We start from the raw sequence: 20,651 nt of genomic DNA, 5'->3' as shown, positions 1-20,651 counted from the left end.
CTTCAAATACCTTTCTGATCGACAACGCTGATCTTTGAGGTAACACTGGCTTGACAGAAATTAATCACGCCATTGAATCCATAATCATCATTTGTTAAAAGTACCATTTCTGGTACACAAACCTTTGGAATCATTCTTTCAACTTTTTCTCTGATCAGGCCGATTGCTGCCCTGTCTACTGCAGAACCACGTATAGCAATTGCTTCAGGATTTAAGACAACGCTGAAATTCGTAATGATAGCCGCGATCAGGTTATAATATTCGTCTTTTTCCGCTTCAGTAAGAATTTGGCCTTTTTCAAACTTTTCTACATATCGCTTGAGGGTGATTTCAAGGCTGCCATAGCTGCTAAGCGTTTTTTGTGTGTAGCTGCCATCGATTAACATGTAACCGTATTCTCCCGCAAAACATTTAAATCCTTTATACAGTTTACGGTTGATTATGATTCCAGCACCCAGACCTTCAGAAATATATAGCAAGACCATATTCTCATATCGACTGATTAACTCTTTATGAAAATAACCAACCGTCATGAGCTTTACATCATTTTCTACGTATACCGGTACAGGATAGCGTTCTGAAAGCTGATCTTTCAAGATAATCCCATCCCAGGATGGAATGGAGGGAATTTGTGAGACGACACCAGCCTCGTTGACTATACCAGGAATACCCAATCCAATTGCGCTGATCTTCTCAATAGGCCGTATCTTTAGAAACTCATCGATAGCCTGGCAAACTGCGCCAAAAGACTCTTTGAATGAAGACTTGCTGTCAAAAATCTCGATCTTCTTTTCTGCAATCTTGTTGCCAAAATAATCTGTCAGCATGGCATTAAAACAGCCGCGCAGAAAGAAAAACACAATAAAGTTTTCAGCATCCTTGTTGATCTTATAAGACTTGGCTTTTCTTCCGATATTTCCTTCGATTTCCGCATCCTGACACACCAATCCCGAAGCCTCCAAATCATCAACAATTTTATTGACAGTCGGAACACTCAAACTCGTCAGATTGGCGATCATAGTCTTTGTGATCGGACCTTTCTCAAAGATCAGATTCTTGATCGTATCCTGGTTGTATTGTCGGATCAATTGCGGGTTGCCGCTTTTCAAGAGAATACTCCTCCCTAATTAGTTAATAAACTTTATTAACTAATATTGTATCGAATATTTAAAAAATAAAATAGCAGAACATCATCAATAAAAAATGACATTACTCCTGACTGATAAATTTCCAATTCAAAATTTGGAAAGGACTTCTTTGAAATAAGAGAAAATTCATTAATTTCATTTAAAATTCGGTCATCATGAACATCTATGCTTTCTTCACTTACATGTTTGTCACAGCGTTCACCCCTGGTCCCAACAATATCATCTCCATGAGCAACGCGAGCCGCTATGGCCTTCGAAAAAGTTACCCGTACAATCTGGGGATCTTCTGCGGGTTCTCCATCGTCATGATTCTCTGTACGCTGTTCAGCGCCACAATGCTGCGTCTGATTCCGAGAATCAAACCGCTGATGCTGATCCTTGGAGCCGGATATATTCTGTGGCTTGCCTGGAAGACATGGAAAAGTTCTTCGGAAATCAGTGCGCGGAACGGAAAGGACGCCACGTTCCTCTCCGGTTTTTTGTTACAGTTCATCAATCCAAAAATTTATATTTACGGGATCACATCCATGTCGACCTATTTTCTGCCGTCCTACAGCTCACTGCCGGTATTGACCGGTTTTGCCGTGCTGCTTGCATTTGTTGGATTTTCCAGCACGCTCTGCTGGGCAATTTTTGGATCTGTGTTCGCGCAGCTTTTTAAAAATCACGCAAAACTCATCAACGGGATTTTGGCAATCCTGTTGATCTACTGTGCTGTTTCGCTTTTCCTGTAATCGGGATAGACGATACCAAAAATAAAAAAAGGCAACAAAAAAAGGAATGCGCGATTCCTTTTTTTTTACCATATTGATTGAGAAGGCGCCTCCAGAGGAATTCGAATCCTCGTTTTGGCCTTGAGAGGGCCACGTCCTGGGCCGCTAGACGATGGAGGCATATCGGCGTTATTTTATCATGAATACTAATTTTCGGGTTAAGAATCTGAAAGCATTGATTTCGATCGATGACAGCATGTGAATTAGTAAATCCTTAAATAACGGAACAAATCAATAAAAAAACAAAAACTTTTAATCCATTCCATATTTTGAATTGCTGAAAACAATACTAAGTCAAAATAATAGTATTACAATTCATACATTAGTAGATCTCATCCACGAATGTTATAAAACGATGCAAAAAATTATAAAAATTCTTTTTCTGCTCATATTTGTTTTGTTTTCAATTATTTTTATGCTGAAAATAAATCCAAATAATTACGAACTTGGACAAGATTCTGCAGTTTTTCTTTATACTGCAAACGAGATGATTGAAGGGGGAGCCCCGTATATCGACTCATGGGATCATAAAGGTCCTTTTATATATTTCTTAAATGAATTAGCCATATTAATTCATCCTTCAACCCTTTGGGGATTATTCTATTTACTGACTTTCTTATTGGCTTCTTCTATCTTATTTCTATTTTGGATCTTATCAAAAGATATTCCGCTTACTGCTATCAGTGCTGGATTTCTGATTTTCTTACTTACAGAAAATAAAGTATTATATGGAAATCGAACTGAACTGTTTACTTCTTTTTTCCTTATGATAAGTATTGCACTTTTTCTGATTGGAAAAAAGAAAAAGAAACCATTACCTTTTGGATTTATTGGAGTACTTTTTGCTATTGTTTTTCTCATGCGGCCTAATAACACCATTTATTGGGTCGTTTTATTAATTAGTTTACTAATCGAATGTTTTCAAAATAAAAAAATAACTAAAAATATTATCTTTTTTACCTTTGGAGCAATCGTACCCATAGCGGTTTCCCTAATTTATCTTGTTCAAAAAAAGGCATTATCTGATTTTTTTGAACAATTTTTTCATTACAATTTTTTTTACTCGTCAGGAACTCATAATCCATTTCTGATGGGAATTAGCCTCTGTAACAATCTGACAAATAGTTTTGGAATACCGCTGCTTATAATTATTTTTTCAGGGTTTATACTTTCAGCCTTTTTGTTAGAAGAAATAAAAGTTGACACAATTGATAATAGTGAAATATTTTCTTGTTACAAGATATTAGCAATATCATTTCCAATTGAATTATTATTTTCCAGCTTATCTGGAAGAGAAAATCCATATTATCTCGGAATACTACCTGTATATTTTATGATGATTATCATTTTTGTTATTAATTACTTAATCGGGAAATGGAGAAAACACTTACATATTGGAATCTTTTCAAGTAGTGTAATGCTTTTCTGTTTTATTTTACTTTTTGGAGCAACGACCCAAAATCAATTGAACATCATAAAAGATAATTGGTCAAAAATTTATAATCTTAGTTTTTTTAAACAAACCTATATTTCTCCTGAAACAAAATTTATTATCGAAAACTCTGATCAAAATGACACAATCTTAGTATGGGGAGCAGCAGCACAATATTATGTCACATCCGGTAGAAAAAGTCCGACTCGTTATACTTATATGTTTCCTTTAACTCAATGTGATTTTGTAACAAAAGAAATGTGGCAAGAATTTGTATCAGGCGTTAAGGAAAGAAAGCCCAAACTTATTCTTGAAACGAGTAATTATGGTTTACCAACTGGTGAAAAGCCTTATTATATTGGCTGTGAACATGTTGAAGATTCTATCGAAGAGTTTTTGACGTATATCAGCGAAAACTATGAATTGAAAAGCTTGGAAAGTCCCCACATCAAAACTGTCTATTCATTAATAGAGTGATGCTTTATTATCAATTCGCTCAAATTACAACCATTCAAATATCCGGAATAACAGCCCCTGCTGCAACGCAATGTGATCACCGTCCACATAATGTTTGACATACCAGGTTGAAGCATACAAAAAAATGAACACAATTAAAATAATTTTCGCATAGGAGCTATGGGAAGCATTTTCTGTTATGGTGTCTTCACATCCGAATAATTCCTTGAGCACAATCAGGCTGATAAATAGATGGAATGTGAATAAATACATCAGCCTGCCCCAATCCGAACTGAAAACAAAGACCGCAGCAGAAGATAAAAGGAGCAATCCAAAACCGGTAAATTTCCATTTTTGGTCCGCATATGCCTTTTCCACGATATTCAGAATCTGATAGCGTTCGTTCAGCAAGAATGCGGGAATCAAGGAAAGGAGAAACCCAGCTGCATAAGAGAAAAATGTCCGCGGAAATGAAAGCTTGTCGAATTCCGGCTGTAAACCTTCCTTCAGCGGAACACCCATCCAGCCAAAAGCGCCGCTTTGCGGTGTGAGATCGTAGTCTTTGATTAATCCCTGCCACGACTCAGCGATCAGATCCAACGAATAGTATTGTCTGGATAAGGCATATAAACCGGCAAGATTCCCGATCATGAAAACGACTCCAAGCACAACCGTCAGCAGCAATAATTTCGGTGACTGATCTCGATAACCGATCAGAATCAGAACGAGGACAAATGGGAAGAAAAACAATGCATATTCATGGATCAGAACACCGATCTCATTAAGAATCAGCACTAATGCCAACGTCAGCAGCAAATTGACTCTTTTAAGAATCAGGAGGATCGACAGAAAAAATATCAGAATTAGAAAAACATCTTTTCTGCCAAATGCAGCAAAATCATAGATCGGGAACAAAAAAGCTGCCGGAGATAATAGAAAAGACATCCAAATGAAAGTGTCAATTTTACGTGTGATTTTTGCATAAATAAACAAATGGAGAAGATACGATATGGTGATCAAAGCAGACAAAAAGAATTTCACGGAAATGTAAGGCGAAACCCAGTAGGCGATTTTTCCGATCAGACCGCGGCGGATGAAGCCTGCAGCATAATTGATCAGCAATTCTGTCCAGGTATAGGTATCTAATGGAGCCTGATAGAGTTGCAAGCCATCATAAACTATAAGAATCGCGATACAGATGATTGCAGCGGTTCGGTATTTTTTATTTGTCATAGATATGATTTTTCCTCACCATGTTATGTACCAGTAATTCGAAATATCAACTTGGTATTTGAATCAATCGGAAATAACTTGTTGTTGTGATGTTTTTGCGCTTCACAAAAAAACATCACAACAACAAAGAATCTTCTCCATTTTTTGAATTGCTGGTTATGTACGAAATACTATCCAAGTCGTTATTTCTTTCATCCATTATATAAAAATATTGCATTAAAATAAAAAGCCAGAATCAGAGATTCGCTGTTCAATCTTTCAAGTATTTAAGAAAGTCTCTGATCAATCTTTTTCGATCGTTCTCTCGTCAGATTTTTTTTTACGGATAACTGCTGCAAGTATGAAGACAACAGACAGAAAAGTGATTCCTTCCGCAATTTTTTGCAGTATCGTTTTTTCATAGAAAACCTGGATTTTTCCTTCATTTACTCCCTGGATGTCCACTGTCGTCAATCCATGCGGTCCCTGATAAACTTCCAAAGGGATTTCTTTTCCATCGGAATTGGTCAATTTCGCCTGATATCCGTAATAATAAAGAAGTGGAATTTCAACAGTGACTTTCTGGTCATCGGCGGGACTCATAAGAAAATCCACTGAAAAATTGAGTCCGGACCGGTCATATTGCTCGTTATGGAAAGATGAATCGCTTGATAAAACAGTGTTGCGGTTTTTGTCAACAAACTCTTTATCAGCGCGAATTGGCAGATACTTCGCTCCCATGATACGGTTGTTTTCCAATCGAAACCCGCTGCCTTGAAAGATACGATTGGTCAAAACCTCATGAAAAAATGGAATGGTAACCGCTGCGCAGAAACAAAACAATGCTGCAAGAAATATTGTGCGCTCGTTTTTCTCAAATATACTGTCATACAGAATACCTCCGGATGCAGCCAGCAAGGGTGTTGCCAGAACCAGCATACGCCACGGAAATTGGATTCTGTTGTAGAACCAGGCAAACCATTGCCATGGGAAGAGTGCAGTAGACATGAAAGCAGCCAGGAGTCCGAAGAAAAACAGGTAATTTGACAAATGAAGATCGGTTGATTTTCTTCGAATTTCGACCAACCGGGCGCCAATCCCAATAAAAATCACAAATAACAACGGATATCCCAGAAACGGCTTCACGCGATCCCATGGAGCAAATCCGACAAATAAATCCGAAACTGACAATAATCGTTCAGAATCGATGGTATAGGATACCGTCGAATAAAGGACATCCCCGATCACGTCGTTTTTTATTAACTGTTCGATCATGGGAAGCCAAAAAATTGCCGAAAGCGCCATGGATGCCATGAAAGCTTTCAACCAGGCGATTCGAATTTGCCTGTTTTTCAATGTTCTGGAAATATGGAGCAATACAAAAACGAGCGTAGCGGCACCCGCAATAGCCAGGCTGATCATGTGAGAGAATATCAGTCCGGTATATCCGATGGTTATAAGCCACCATTTTCGGCAATCTCCCCGATAAATCTCATAAATCCCCCAAAAAACAAATGGAATAAATATGAAGGACAGGACCTCTCCGACAGCACCGCGATAATAGATATCAATCAGCCTGTATGCTGCAAATGCATATAGCATAGCAGAGAGCAGACCCGCATAAAGTGATTTTGTCATGCCGCGGACAGCAAAATACATGCTCAGGAAACTGAGAAAATTACAGATTGCAATAAAGAGCTTATAGGTCGTCAGAACACTGAAACCCAAAAGTCGAATGACAGCCGGCAAATACAGAAACAGATCCGGATAATAGAAACCCTCTCCATACCCGTAATCATTCAACACAAACAGATGAATCCAGGCCGGAATTTGTCCGGCACTCAGGCTTTCCTTGATTCCCTCAATTCGGATCATGTGATAATAGCCATCATTGGTGAAAACATAATTTTGGTTGAAAAAAGGAATACTGACCAGGATGGTTAATAAGATCAAAAACAGCAGAACCCTTTCAGCTTCAGGTTGAGAAAGGTTTTTGAAAATACGGCAATAAAGCGCTCTGTAAAAGATTCTGAGGAAGATTATCAAAAAAGCAAGGATGAGCAACAGACTGATCACCGCATGTCGGAGTATGGATTCTTTATAGACTGCGTGCCCGGATTTAAAATCAATTTGGTCGATTGTCAGGGAGGATGAACCGGAAGCGAAATCGACAAGCGTCTGAATTCGATCAATGGTATCCTTTATTTCTATGATCTCCCGGATAGCAAATTTGCCCTCAGGAATTCGATCAGAAATAACTGAATTATCATCCTGACGAATTATGTACACATTTTCAGGACCCGTGCTTTCTCCCGTGAGCGTCACCATATATGACCCTGTTTTTAACACAAGATCATCAATCAGAATTTTTTCTCCCTTATCATCGATCTCTCCTGAAAAAGTCCTGCTGATTTGAAAGATTTCTGAAAAATGAAAGACATCCCAATTCACTAAGAATAATGCTGCAACCATCAAACAAAAGAAGAATAGGATGCACGCAATTCGTTTTTGTTTCATATTTTTCTGTCAGTGGTTTTCGCCATAATTGAATTCCTCATTGAATCTTCTCAATTCTGAATTCATCGATCAATTTTTTTTACAGCCTTCTTTTATTTGGCAGCAGCGATTCGAATTATGAGAGGGATTATTTGTTGTTGATTTATTTTTGATCAAAAGGGTTTTCAAAAATTCGAATTACTGATTTTCTGAATTTATGAGAGAGGTTGGTATCGCAATACTGAAAAAATCCTCGGTCTCCACAGTAAAAAGATTGCGATCAAAGTAATCCCGATCGCGCATATTAATCACATAGATACAACGATCCGAAAAATCCGAATAGGTTTTTTCAAGATTATCAAAAATATAATATTTTTCAGTATATGGTAATGCATATCCACTTTGTATCAATTCGTCATGGTCCATCATCCCCGAATAGTAGCGATATGGAAGGTGCAGGAAATACTTTAAATAGACATCAATGATCTTGTGTCGAGGTCGATGTGATCTTATTGAGATACAAACGGGTTCCGAATGAAAATCTGATGTTTGTAAAATGATTTTTTCAAATCCCTTGTCATAGGCATAGTTGAGATAATAACGATCTTCGCTGTAAAAATAACGATAACAAAAAAACAGGAAACAAAAACCATAAAGCACTGCTATGATGCCGCCGACAGGGCGCTTTTTTAAAGTTATTCCATAAATTCCAACAGCGCTAAAAAGGATGAGGATATAAAAAATACTGTTGATCCGGTTCACATTCACATTGTTGATAATCAATCCGGAAATAAAAGAAGAAAATAAATGGATCACCAAAACCCAAATCCCCTTTTTTTGAAAATCTTGTTGCTCTGTTTTTCTATTGAGCCATATTCCTTTGATTGAAATGACACAACCAATCAGAAAAAATGGCAGAGTAATCTTGTACATCGGCCCAATTTTCGGCAGTTGATTCCACCAGAAATCCATCTTTTGCAGAATCACAATGTCAAAAAAATGTCTCAAATTATTCAGTAATTGAACAGGGAAATTATCGGAGGAAAAAATCAAATCGGTTGTTCGGGTAGTCTTTTCAAATAATTGGATCGAAATTGGACCAATTAATATCGTTTTCAGATGGAAAAAATTGATGATCATCATCAAGATAATCGGCCAGGCGAATAAAAGAAAACATAATCCGCCAATCACCAGCGCTGAAAAATTGAAAATTTTTATTCTATAAAGAAAAATATAGGTTAGAACCAGAAATACCGGCACAAAAGCATAGGCAACACCATATGCGTAGAGCGAAATCGCATAACAGATCATTGATAGACAAAAAAAGAACAATTTTCTGTTTTTCATTGAATAAATCAACAAAGCCAATCCGATCACCAGACAATGCGGAAACAAATTGCTCTCTAATGACCATCGGCTGAGCATGATGTGCCATGGATTGATTGCGGCAAACGCAAGGACAAATAAAGCTGCTTCCTTCGAAAACAACATCCACGCAATCCAGGTGATCGCTGCAATTCCTGCCAGGCTGAATAGCAACATAGGAAGCCGCACAACAGTCATTCCCGAACCAAACAGCTTCATCGCACCTGCTAGGAGATAAATGAGCAGCGCATTCATCTGTCCATGTCCCCAGGCTTCAAAATAAACCGGATAAGATGTACCATATTGATCGGTACCATTTTCGATAATTGCCATAGCTTCAACAGCAGCCATGGCTTCATCGCAATTGATATCCGCCGGATATGTACCAAAATCATGCAAGCGTACAACCAAAGCAAGCATTACAAAAAGGATCAGACTGCTGTAAAAAAAAATGCTTTGTTTATGGTTTTGGATAAATTTCATAATTGGCAACTTTTTTATTCTACCGGTATCCAGGAATTTGGGACTGCTACGCTAAAATACCCTTCGTTTTTTATTATAAACCGGTTTTTATCAAAGACTTCTCTGTCACGGATATTTACTACATAAACACATTGATCGTCGTATGTTTTAATAGCAGCTTCCAGTTCGGAAAAATAATGAAACTTTTCTTGATAGGGCAAACCATAACTCGAAGATTTCAGTTCATCCTCATTCATTTCTCCGGAATAATATGAATACGGGAGTTTTAATAAGTAAAGCGTATTGATCTCTGTGATCTTAAAATCATTACGATATTGATGTGTGGAAATACATAGTTCTTTCTGATAAGAATTTGCCTGCTGTAAAGTCTTTTCCAGTCCCTGATCGTACGTATAGTTAATAAACGTCCGGTCTTCGCTGTAAAAATAGCGATAGCAAAAGAAACTAAAATAGACTCCGTAACTCAAAGAAATGAATATCCCGAAATAATGATTCTTTGAAAATACCCAATAAATTCCATAAGCGGTTACCAGAATTAACGGATAATAAATATGATTCATTCTGGTTACATTAACGTTGTTAATGATGAGACCAGTGAATAACGATGCGGCTAAATTGATTAATAAAATGGCGCTGCAAATCTTTCGATAATTCGTCTCTCCTTCTTCATTTTTATTCATTGCCAATTGTGCAATTTTTACAATTCCAATGACTGAAAACGGTAATGAAATCTTATACATCGTTCCAATGGCAGGAAGCTGATTCCACCAGACATCCATCTTTTGCAGCATAATGATATTCCAGAGATAACGAACATTATTAAAGAATTGATCATTAATATCTTTTGATAAAAAGACAAAATCGCTTAGACGGGTAGTCTTTTCAAACAATTGCATTGTTATGGGCCCAAATGCAAAAGTTGGTAATTTAAAATAATTGATTGGAATCATCAACAATATTGGCCATGACACCAAAAAAAATAGGAATGTAGCAATCAATAAGGTAAAAGATCGAAATATCTCAGTAAAAAACAGAATAACAAATATCGAAAGTAATAAAAAGGGTATATACGCATAAGCAACACCATATCCATATAAAGATAATCCATAGAAAATAATTGAGATATATAAAAATACACTTTTTCTGGATTTTAGTGAATAAAGGAGAAAAAACAAACCAAGCAATAAAAAATGGGGGAATATATTACTTTCCAAACCCCATCGACTTTGCATGATATGCCAAGGATTTATTGCTGTTAATGCCAGAACAATTAATGAAAAATTTTTTGAATAAACAAATCCGGATATGAGTGTTAACAATGCGATGCCCAATAAGCTAAAAATTAGCATCGGCAACCGGACTATTACAGTATTAATACCCAAGAATTTAACAAGAACAGCAATAAGATATGGATATAATGCATTTTGTTGAGCACGTCCCCAGGCTTCAAAATAAACTGGATAAGAAGTACCAAGATGATCGGTCCCGTTATCGACAAGCGCCATGGCTTCTACTGCGGACATTGATTCGTCACAGTTAATATCTGCCGGATAGCTGCCAAAATCGTGCACACGGACAACAACAGCAACGGCCGCAAAGAAAACAACCAGTATGTAAAAAACGATTTTATTATTGAGCAGTTTTATCGACAAAAGATGATCCCTTTCCCATTCATTTCAGATCGAAAAAGTTCGTTATTTAAAGAAATTACAAGGTCCAAAGAGAGATTCCGGTTTTTACCGAGGTATCCGCATTGTCCTTTTTGCGTGTTTTTTATAGAATAACATAAATAGAATTAGCAGGATTGAAATCGAGGTGATTCCATCACTGATTTTCTGAATCGCTGTCCCGGCATAAAATATTTTAATACTTCCTTCCCGTATCTCGTCCACCCTGACCGATGTAAATCCATGTTTTCCCGGGTTAACCGTCAATTTTTGCGTCTTTCCAGAGGTATCCGTTACAAATGCCTGATATCCTTTGTAGAACAGGAGGGGTATTTCGAAAATGACAGAATCGTCTGAAACCGAAAAACGGAAAGAAAACTCGAGACCTTTTCTGTCAAATTCGTGATTGATAAATGTCGGATCGGAGGACAATACCTGATTCTTATTGTGCTCAATAAAACTGATATCCGCTCCATTTGGCAGGTATTCTCCATTCCCGACACGGTTTTGTTCCAGGTGATATCCTCGGACATTGATTCTGTTACTTTGCAGAATCGCAGAAAATGCCGGAATCGTATATAAGGAACAAGCCATCACCAACATCATCAACACCAGAGATTTTGATTTAATCGGAGGAATGATGCTGATATATCCACCGCCGGCGATTACGAATAAAGGTGTTGCAATCGTCAAAAAACGCCAGGGAAACTGAATAATTTGATTGATCCCGACAAATTTATCCCATGGGAATAGTTTTGTAGTCATCAATACCGATAATATTCCAAACAGAACCAGCACATTTAAGGTTCTTTTGATTTCGGACTGATTTTTGTAGAAAATCAATGGGAAAATCGAGACAATCAAAAGCGGGTATCCAACAGATGGTTTAGCTGGAGCATACCAATCCGCATAAGCGGTAAAAATCGTTCTGAAAGGTAAACCGCCTTGCATCGGATTTTTGTCAGTATAAACCAAACCGGTACTGTTTTCAATCAGTTGTTCGAAAAGAGGCAGCAGAAAAAAAGCTGTCACACAAATGGTAACTGCAAAAGCTTTAATAATCGATAAAAAAATTTCTTTGTTTTCCAAAATTTTCCGGAAGGATCCTATCAAAAATAACAAGGAAAGAAAACCAGCCATCGCCAAAGTGATAACATGAGAACAGGTTATACCAATAAACCCAACAGCCAAAATCGGCCAATGATGAGGTTTCCCATCAAATATTTCATAAAATCCCCAGATTATCCATGGAATGAAAACAAATGCCAATGCTTCCCCCACAGCACCCCGGTTATAAAAATCGATGATCCGATAAGCAGCAAAAGCATAAAGAATTGCAGCAGCAATCCCTGCATCATGGGAATTCATGATATTTTTGGCAGCCAGATAAGCGCTCCCAATTGCCAGAAAATTCAACAGGAAAATGAAAATTTTATAGGTCAGAACAAAATCAAACCCAAGCAATCTCAAAATTGCGGGAAAATATAAGAAAATATCCGGATAAAATAAGCCAGACCCATATCCATAATCAAAAACAGTAAACAAATGGATTCTTGTCGGGAAGTATCCGTAAGACAGGCTCGTTTTGATGCCTTCAATGCGGGACATATGAAAGGTTGAATCATCACCCTTTATATAATCCGAACTATAAAGTGGGATACTGATAAATAATGTCAATAACAAAATTATCCAGAACGCTTGTTTTGTTGCAGATGAGAAACGGTGTCCGATCAAACGTTCATAGGAGGTCGGAAAAATAAATCTAAATCCCAGAAAAACAATTGTCACTACCCAAAACAGGCTGATCACAATATGAAATAAAACCGAATTCTTGTAAATGACATTGCTTGAATGGATGGAAATTTCATCGATCGCAAAATTATCGGAAGATTGATCAAAATAACTTCCGATCCTGATTGTTTCAGAAGGTTTCTCAACGGTATACTGGATTTTTAATTCTGTCGTTTCTTTTGGAAATTCTATTCTTTGAAGAATTACATTGTCCACAGAAATCAAAATTGAGTTGAAATCACCATCTGTGCTGCCTTTGATCACGATATCATACAAGCCCGGTTTTAATGTCATGCTTGGGGATAGAAAATAATCTCCCTTTGCATCTGTATTCTTCAAGAAATTTCTTCCGATCAGAAAAACATCATCATATTCAAAAACATCCTGATTGACTGAATACAAAAGCAAGGACAAGATCCCGATTAGAACAATGAGGCTAATCAGCTTCTCTCTCATTTTCATTTGATGCTGCCTGCTGTTCATGGAAATGTAATATGCTCCGGGCTACATGATTTTTAAAAATCGTTTCAATCATTACAGATTTTTTACATGATTGTGCCACTTCTTGAAGATTCCATAATTGTTCAGACCGCCAAATAAACCCTCAATGAATGGCAGAATACTTTTGTTTTAAACCTGATCCTCAATAATCACTGCATTTCTGCGGTTTTTTTCAGCGATTCGAAGTATGGGAAAAAATAATTGTTGTTGTGGAGTTTTTGCGCTTCGCGCAAAAACTCCACAACAACATATTTTCTCTCGCTAATCGAAAAGAATCTCCTTATTTCAAATTGCTAGATTTTTTTATTATAATCGCAATATTTTTCCATCATCCGCCCGGCATTTTTTGTCATATATAAGAAGCCTCTTCAGCTATTTGAAATCTTGGACAGCCAGCGATTCGAAATATGGGGAGAATTACTGTTGGACAGCCTTTCAAAACGCATTTATCCAGTAAAATCAATGCTATTGGGAGAATTAATACATGAAGAATCTAATTGAAAAGGTGATTGATCAAATCGAATTGCGATCGAAAAACAGTCTGAATTTTGGAGAAAATTCGATTCGCCCGGTATTTGACGGATTTTCAATAGCAAACATTCCCTCCAGCATCTGCCATTGGCTGGATTCAGATACCGGAGAGATGCTCCCTGGAATTGCGCTGGAACAAGAATTCGGATTGCATTTCCGGCACGTCATTTTAATTGTCATCGATGGGCTGGGATTACTACAAACTGAAACCGTCTATGATCGATTAAAAGAGAATCCCTGGATACAACGAATCCAGGAACAGGCAATAGCCTCCGCTCTCACGAGTGTCATACCCAGTACAACGGTAGCAGCACTGACATCCATTTGGACCGGCTGCGCCCCTGGAAGTCATGGCCTTGTCGGGTACGAAATGTGGCTGAAAGAACTGGGCATGGTTGTAAACTATCTGCCATATTCTCCGATTGCGCTGTCGGGAAAAAGCGGGTTGATTGCTGAGGCTGGAATTCCGCCGGAAAACATGTTCCCGTCACAGACACTGGGACAAATCCTCTCAGAAAATCAAGTGATATCACGCTCCTACATGCCATCCATGCTTTCAGCCTCCAATTTGACGAAAGCTCAAATGACCGGATCCGCCGTCATCCCTTACCGACGATTCGGTGATTTATGGGCGAATCTGAAAGAAAATCTGGAAAGAGACAAAGGAAGCAGGACCTATGAGACGATTTACTGGAATGATATCGATACTTACGGTCATCTCATGGGAATTGATAACGAACGCGTATATTTTGACCTGGATCAATTTTTCTATGGATTGGAAAAAACGTATCAGCACCTGTCAAAAATGAACCTGGGAGATACGTTGATCCTGATCACTGCTGATCATGGTCAAATCAAGAATGTTCCGGATCCCCATCGCGATCTGAAAAAATATCCTCGATTTCTTGATGAGCTGACCATCTTGCCTTGCGGAGAAAACCGTTTTACCTACTTTTACCCCAAAAGCGGAAAAGAAAAGGACATTATTCGTTTTGTGGAAGAAAAATGGCCGAATGATTTTCGCTTTGTCTCTTCACGGGACATGATCCAGGAGGGAATCTTTGGAGAAGATCATCTGCATCCGGACCTGAATAATCGTGTCGGAGAATTGATTGCCATCGCTCAAAAAGACGCATATTTCTGGTGGCCAAATCGCCCCGACAAACTGCATGCACGGCATGGGGGTGTTTCCAGAGAAGAGATGCTGGTTCCGTTCACTGGCATTGGGTTATCTTAAACCTGAATATAAAAAATATCCCGATTTTTTTGTAATGCATACTGAAAGGTAACAGTATGCGTATTTCGGATCTGTGTTTTAGATTTTACGGGATAATTTTTTTCTCTCTATCCATGAAACAGGTTCAAATTCCAAGTTGATGATTCCTGATACAGTAATTCGAAAAATAGACTTGCTATTCGAATCGATCGAGAAAATCATTACAAAAACAAAGAATCCTCTCATAGTTCAAATTGATGATTCCTGATAACTTAAATTTCCGCTTGCCCATCTTGCATGATAGAATTCAAAAAATTTGAATAATAAGGTCATAACGCTTTTATGATGAAGAAAACCATAACCATATTTGGCCAGGGATATGTCGGACTGCCTTTGTCACTGAGTTTCGCAATTCATGGCTGCAACGTGATTGGAGTTGATAGTGATTCAAACCTGTGCAGCAATCTTGCTCAAGGCAAAACGCATCAGACAGAAAAATATCAGGGCTTAAATATTCAGAGTGTATTAAAAGAACAATTGGAAAATGGGTCCTATCGCATTACTTCGGATGGCGCTTCGGCGGTACAACAGGCTGACACTATTATCCTCACAGTAGGCATACCGGTTCATGACGGTCTCCCTTTTTATGATTATTTTGATGCTGCCTGTCAGACGATCGCAGAAAACATCACTAAAGGAAGTCTGGTGCTGATCCGCAGCACCGTTGTGCCGGGGACTACAGAAAATCGCTGTAAATCCTTGCTGGAAAAAATTTCGGGATTCAAAACCGGAGAGGATATTTTTCTCGCATATGTTCCTGAAAGAATTGCGGAAGGAAAAGCATTTGAAGAATTTGAAACGATGCCAACCTTAATTGGCGCTTTAGATAAAACCAGTCAGCTAAAAGCAGCGGAAATTATTCAGATTAACTCCAAAGCGGAAATTATTATTTCGGATTCGCCAACCGCTGTTGAAACTTCCAAGGTACTTGAAAACTTACAGCGTGATGCCAATATCGCGATTGCTCAAGAATTTGCTCGTTTTTCGGAAGCTGCAGGTTTGAATATTTTTGAAGTGATTCAATTGGCTAACACACATAAGCGCGTCAATATCCTGAATCCGGGTCCCGGTGTCGGCGGCTACTGTATTCCCAACGCGTTTCACTACCTGAACGCCAGAGCGCAGGAATTGGGTTTACGGCTCCCTTTATTAGCGTTGGCAAGAAAACAAAACGACCAACTTCCTCAATGGATCTGTGAAAAAACTAGTGACTTGCTTCGCCAAATCGGTAAGGAACTGAGTCACTGTAAAATTGCAGTTGTTGGTCTGGCAATGAAAGATTTTTCGCCGGACGATCGGCTGAGTCCCGCAGTTGAGATTTGCATGAAACTGATAGAATCCGGAGCTACTGTTGCTGCCTATGACTGCAATGTCAGCAGTCATTATTCTTTTAAAGTTGAATCCTATAAAGAAGCAGTCCAGGATGCAGATGCGTTATTGATTCTCAACAGATTATATGAAGCATTCGATCCTGTTCAGGGAATTACCAGGATGGCATCCCATCCGGTGATTGTCGACACCAAAAATACAATCAATCCCCAATTGCTCCCATCCGGATCTCTCTTCTGGCGTTTATAAAATTTATAAAAAAACATCGGCAAGGCGATTGAATTTCATTCAGTAATTCGATCGCCTTGTTTTTTTTATCCATGAAAATTTATCCTCCGGTTTTTATGAAATGGTGCTTTATTTCAAATTCAGACGCAATTTTTTCTGCTTTTCATTTTGTTAATGTTTTGTAAGAAAACTTCTGGAAAACTTGACCTCTTTTTTTTGGCGTGGTAATATTATGAAAGATTTTAGCACTCTGATAACGAGAGTGCTAACACGAGGAAAAATGGAAAATTTAAGTGAAAGGCAAAAATTTATTCTGAGTCTGGTGATCCATGAATACACCCGAACAGCTCAACCTGTCGGGTCAAAAAATCTGGTTAACCAGTTTCAGCTTGAAATGAGTCCGGCTACCGTCCGGAATGAACTTGCCTTGCTCACTGAAATGAATTTCCTGCGTCAACCGCATACCTCTGCAGGAAGAATACCTACCGAATTGGGTTATCGTTACTTTGTGGGAGTTCTCATGCGAACACAGGAACTTTCTGAAGCAACGCGCAGAATGATAGAACATCAGTTTTATCAGACACAACAGGAACAGGGAATCGATGGCTGGATGAAGTTGTCCGCATCGATATTGGCGTCTTTATCACATGCCGTTTCTCTTGTCTCTGCTCCACTGCCACAGCGAACTAAGTTAAAACATCTGGCATTGGTATCCATCGCTGGAAAACAAGTTTTAATGGTCCTCGTATTAATAGGTGGCCAGATGCAGCAGCGATTCTTTAATGTGGAAGAACAGATCACACAAGAGCAATTGATTGCGATTTCGAATGCCATTAATTTCAAATATAAGGGTTTGACCACAGAACAGATTCATGGCGAAATTTCGAAAGATCAAAACAAATCGGACATGATTGATACGATCCTGAAAAATGTTCTAAACGCGATGTATGAAACAGACGCAATGCAAGCAGGAGAAGTCTTTACAGATGGACTCAGTAATGTTCTTGCAGAACCTGAATTTGCAGAATCCGAAGATGCCAGGAGAGCATTAAAAATTCTGGAAGAAAAACCCGCGCTGCAGAGCTTTCTTTCGCGGACAACATTGGAACAAAAAATTGGCGGTATTCAAGTCTTGATTGGCGGAGAAGGAACATTGGAGAATTTCCGCAATTGTTCACTCGTGCTTGCCAGATATGGGATGCCAGGAATCGTGACAGGCACAATCGGAGTGTTAGGACCGATGAGAATGCCGTACAGCAGAAATATCCCGACCGTCCGGTTTGTTGCCGGACTGCTCAGTGATCTGGTTTCTGATGCTTTGGCAGAATAGAAAAAATGATGAACTCGGGATGTATTAAAAATACACAATAAGGTGAAAGGCTATGGCAAAAAAAGAAAAAGGGATCGACGATAAAGAACCAAAAAAAGAAAAGAAATCGGATCATCAAGAAAATGTTGAGCCAGTAAATTCGGGAAAGGATCAGGAGAATCAACCGGAAACCGAAAACGGCAGCGAAGAAGTGCTGCTATTAACCAAATCTGAAGTTGATGAGTTGAAGAACAATCTCGAAAAAGCAAGGAAAAAGGAACAGGAAAATCTGGAATCCTGGCAAAGAGAACGGGCAGATTTTATAAATTACAAAAAACGAATCGAACGGGAACAAACGCAAAACGGTCAAAATTATAAGGCTGAATTATTAAAAAAATACCTGGTGATAATGGATGATTTGGATTTGGCAATCCGCAATAAACCGCAAAATCACCCTGAAGATAATTCCTGGGTTGAGGGGATTGAACTGATTGCCAGGAAGCTTCATTCTATTTTTGAAAATGAAGGTTTGGAAAAAATGGAATGCGAAGGTAATGAATTTGATCCGAATCTGCATCAGGCTATATCGTATGAAGAACATAGTGATGTTGAATCAGGAAAAATTATTGAAGTTATTCAAAGTGGATATAAATTAGGAGACCGTGTGATCCGCCCCGCGTTGGTCCGCGTAGCTCAATAGGAGACAAAATGGGAAAAATTCTTGGTATTGATTTAGGTACTACAAACTCTGCAATGTCTGTCATGGTTGGCGGTGAACCGACTGTGATTCCAACTGCCGAAGGCGAACGAACTTGTCCATCGGTTGTTGCGGTAAATAAGAATCATGAACGACTGGTTGGGCGTGTCGCACGCAATCAGGCAATCACCAATCCTGAAAACACAATTTTCTCGATTAAACGTTTTATGGGCCGCAAATTTGATGATCCGGAAGTTCAGCGCACAATCAGCCGCGTACCCTATAAGGTTACAAAAGCCCCGAATGGCGACGTTCGTGTTATTCTGGACGGAAAAGAATACTCTGCTCCGGAAATATCTGCCATGATTCTCGCAAAGTTAAAAGCCGACGCGGAAGCTTATTTAGGAGAAAAAATTACTCAAGCAGTGATTACCGTACCTGCGTATTTTAATGATAGCCAGCGAAATGCTACCAAAGATGCTGGAAAGATTGCAGGTCTTGAAGTGCTGCGCATCATTAATGAACCGACCGCGTCCTCTCTGGCTTACGGTTTGGATAAGAAAGCGAACGAATTGATTGCTGTCTATGACCTGGGCGGCGGTACATTTGATATCTCGATTTTGGACGTTGGTGACGGCGTATTTCAGGTTCGTTCGACATCCGGTGATACATTCCTGGGCGGTGATGATTTTGATCAGCGTATCATGGATTATCTGATTGATGAATTCAAGAAAAGCAATCAAATGGATTTGCGTCAGGATCGCCAGGCATTGCAGCGATTGAAAGAAGCCGCTGAAAAAGCAAAAATTGAACTGTCAACAACCATGCAGACTGAGATTAACCTGCCATATATCACGGCTGATGCAACCGGGCCGAAACATCTGGTGTTGACATTGACAAGAGCAAAAATCGAACAATTAACATCGGATCTGATCTCACGCAGTTTGGAACCGGTACGTAACGCACTTCGGGATGCGGGCTTGAAGACCAGTGATATAAATGAAGTTGTGTTGGTCGGCGGTATGACCCGTATGCCTGCCGTTCAGGAAGCTGTTCGCCGCGAATTCGGCAAAGAGCCCAATAAAAGTGTAAATCCAGACGAAGTCGTCGCAGTCGGTGCAGCCATTCAGGCCGGCGTGTTAGGCGGTGAAGTCAACGATATTCTTTTGCTCGATGTTACCCCGCTGACATTATCCGTCGAAACCATGGGCGGAGTAGCCACGCCGATGATTGAACGAAATACAACCATTCCGGCGAAGAAAAGCCAAATTTACTCCACTGCGGCAGATTCTCAGACATCCGTTGAGATTCATGTTCTGCAAGGCGAACGTCCGATGGCTGCTGACAACAAGAGCCTGGGTAAGTTCATCCTGGATGGAATTCCGCCAGCTCGGCGCGGTGTGCCGCAGATTGAAGTGACGTTTGATATTGACGCAAATGGTATTCTGAAAGTCACAGCTGTAGATAAAGCAACCAATCGCAGCCAAAACATCACGATCACTGCTTCATCAGGCCTCTCAGACAAAGAAGTTGAAAAAATGAAAAAAGAAGCTGAGGCTCATGCTGAAGAAGACCGTAAACGGAAGGAAGGCATTGAAATTCGCAATAATGCGGATAATGCTGTCTACACCGTTGAGAAGATGGTCGCCGATTATGGTGACAAAATTCCGGCTGATATTAAATCCAATGTCGAAGCGAAAGCAAATGAGTTAAAAGGCATGTTGAATGGAACTGATTTTGAAGGCATGAAAGCCAAGACAGAGGAGTTGAATACATTGCTGCAACAGTTGGGCAGTTCAATGTACCAACAGCAGCCAGGCGCTGGACCGAACACAACAGGAGCATCTGGAGCTTCCGGAGATTCCGGGAATTCTCAGAATCCAGGCGGCGGCAATGACGATGTTGTGGATGGTGAATTCCGCAGCATGTAATAAAACAAAGATTTGATATTTCAATC

13 protein-coding genes and 1 tRNA gene are annotated in these 20,651 nt (G+C 39.2%); 7 read left to right on the top strand and 7 right to left on the bottom strand.

Annotated features, from left to right (window positions below; translation table 11 throughout):
* Nucleotides 1–2 precede the first annotated feature (2 nt).
* Nucleotides 3–1,109: an ROK family transcriptional regulator gene (locus ATC1_RS00585; RefSeq protein WP_062277032.1), complete on the bottom strand. Its 1,107-nt coding sequence runs from the start codon at nucleotides 1,107–1,109 to the stop codon at nucleotides 3–5.
* A gap of 194 nt (nucleotides 1,110–1,303) precedes the next feature.
* On the opposite strand from ATC1_RS00585, the gene ATC1_RS00580 reads away from it, so the two are divergent.
* On the top strand, nucleotides 1,304–1,882 hold the full coding sequence (locus ATC1_RS00580) for a LysE family transporter (RefSeq protein WP_062277028.1): 579 nt from the start codon (nucleotides 1,304–1,306) through the stop codon (nucleotides 1,880–1,882).
* Between the two features lie 86 nt (nucleotides 1,883–1,968).
* Here the strand turns inward: ATC1_RS00580 and ATC1_RS00575 are convergent.
* A tRNA-Glu gene (locus tag ATC1_RS00575) sits at nucleotides 1,969–2,041 on the bottom strand.
* 235 nt (nucleotides 2,042–2,276) lie between these two features.
* Here ATC1_RS00575 and ATC1_RS00570 point away from each other — a divergent pair.
* Nucleotides 2,277–3,830: a hypothetical protein gene (locus tag ATC1_RS00570; protein WP_062277026.1), complete on the top strand. Its 1,554-nt coding sequence runs from the start codon at nucleotides 2,277–2,279 to the stop codon at nucleotides 3,828–3,830.
* Nucleotides 3,831–3,854: 24 nt separating this feature from the next.
* Here the strand turns inward: ATC1_RS00570 and ATC1_RS00565 are convergent, their stop codons facing one another.
* The 5 genes from ATC1_RS00565 to ATC1_RS00545 form a co-directional block, all read right to left on the bottom strand.
* A complete protein-coding gene (locus tag ATC1_RS00565; RefSeq protein WP_062277023.1) occupies nucleotides 3,855–5,042 on the bottom strand; it encodes a hypothetical protein in 1,188 nt (395 codons plus the stop codon).
* Nucleotides 5,043–5,324: 282 nt separating this feature from the next.
* Entirely contained in the window at nucleotides 5,325–7,538 is a 2,214-nt protein-coding gene (locus ATC1_RS00560) for a hypothetical protein (protein WP_062277021.1), read from the bottom strand.
* 177 nt (nucleotides 7,539–7,715) lie between these two features.
* Nucleotides 7,716–9,365: an ArnT family glycosyltransferase gene (locus tag ATC1_RS00555; protein ID WP_062277017.1), complete on the bottom strand. Its 1,650-nt coding sequence runs from the start codon at nucleotides 9,363–9,365 to the stop codon at nucleotides 7,716–7,718.
* 14 nt (nucleotides 9,366–9,379) lie between these two features.
* Nucleotides 9,380–11,017 (bottom strand): glycosyltransferase family protein, encoded by a 1,638-nt coding sequence (locus ATC1_RS00550; protein WP_062277014.1) that lies wholly within the window; start codon nucleotides 11,015–11,017, stop codon nucleotides 9,380–9,382.
* Between the two features lie 84 nt (nucleotides 11,018–11,101).
* Nucleotides 11,102–13,285 (bottom strand): glycosyltransferase family protein, encoded by a 2,184-nt coding sequence (locus tag ATC1_RS00545; RefSeq protein WP_152024184.1) that lies wholly within the window; start codon nucleotides 13,283–13,285, stop codon nucleotides 11,102–11,104.
* Between the two features lie 523 nt (nucleotides 13,286–13,808).
* Here ATC1_RS00545 and ATC1_RS00540 point away from each other — a divergent pair.
* From ATC1_RS00540 to dnaK, 5 genes are all read left to right on the top strand, one after another.
* Nucleotides 13,809–15,092 (top strand): alkaline phosphatase family protein, encoded by a 1,284-nt coding sequence (locus ATC1_RS00540; RefSeq protein ID WP_062277009.1) that lies wholly within the window; start codon nucleotides 13,809–13,811, stop codon nucleotides 15,090–15,092.
* Nucleotides 15,093–15,413: 321 nt separating this feature from the next.
* Nucleotides 15,414–16,709 carry a nucleotide sugar dehydrogenase gene (locus ATC1_RS00535; protein WP_062277007.1) on the top strand — a complete coding sequence of 432 codons (1,296 nt, stop codon included), beginning with the start codon at nucleotides 15,414–15,416 and terminating at the stop codon, nucleotides 16,707–16,709.
* Between the two features lie 259 nt (nucleotides 16,710–16,968).
* Nucleotides 16,969–18,018, top strand: a complete 1,050-nt coding sequence (gene hrcA, locus ATC1_RS00530) for a heat-inducible transcriptional repressor HrcA (protein WP_062277004.1) — start codon at nucleotides 16,969–16,971, stop codon at nucleotides 18,016–18,018.
* Nucleotides 18,019–18,070: 52 nt separating this feature from the next.
* The gene (locus tag ATC1_RS00525; RefSeq protein ID WP_062277000.1) at nucleotides 18,071–18,697 is read left to right on the top strand and encodes a nucleotide exchange factor GrpE; all 627 of its coding nucleotides are present in this window, start codon (nucleotides 18,071–18,073) and stop codon (nucleotides 18,695–18,697) included.
* An 8-nt stretch (nucleotides 18,698–18,705) separates the two neighbouring features.
* A complete protein-coding gene (dnaK, locus tag ATC1_RS00520; protein WP_062276997.1) occupies nucleotides 18,706–20,625 on the top strand; it encodes a molecular chaperone DnaK in 1,920 nt (639 codons plus the stop codon).
* Nucleotides 20,626–20,651 lie beyond the last annotated feature (26 nt).

Source organism: Flexilinea flocculi, assembly GCF_001192795.1.
In the GTDB taxonomy this organism is placed as follows: Bacteria; Chloroflexota; Anaerolineae; order Anaerolineales; family Anaerolineaceae; genus Flexilinea; species Flexilinea flocculi.
The sequence above is the reverse complement of the archived record's forward strand: the minus strand, read 5'-3'. Positions and strand labels throughout refer to the sequence as shown.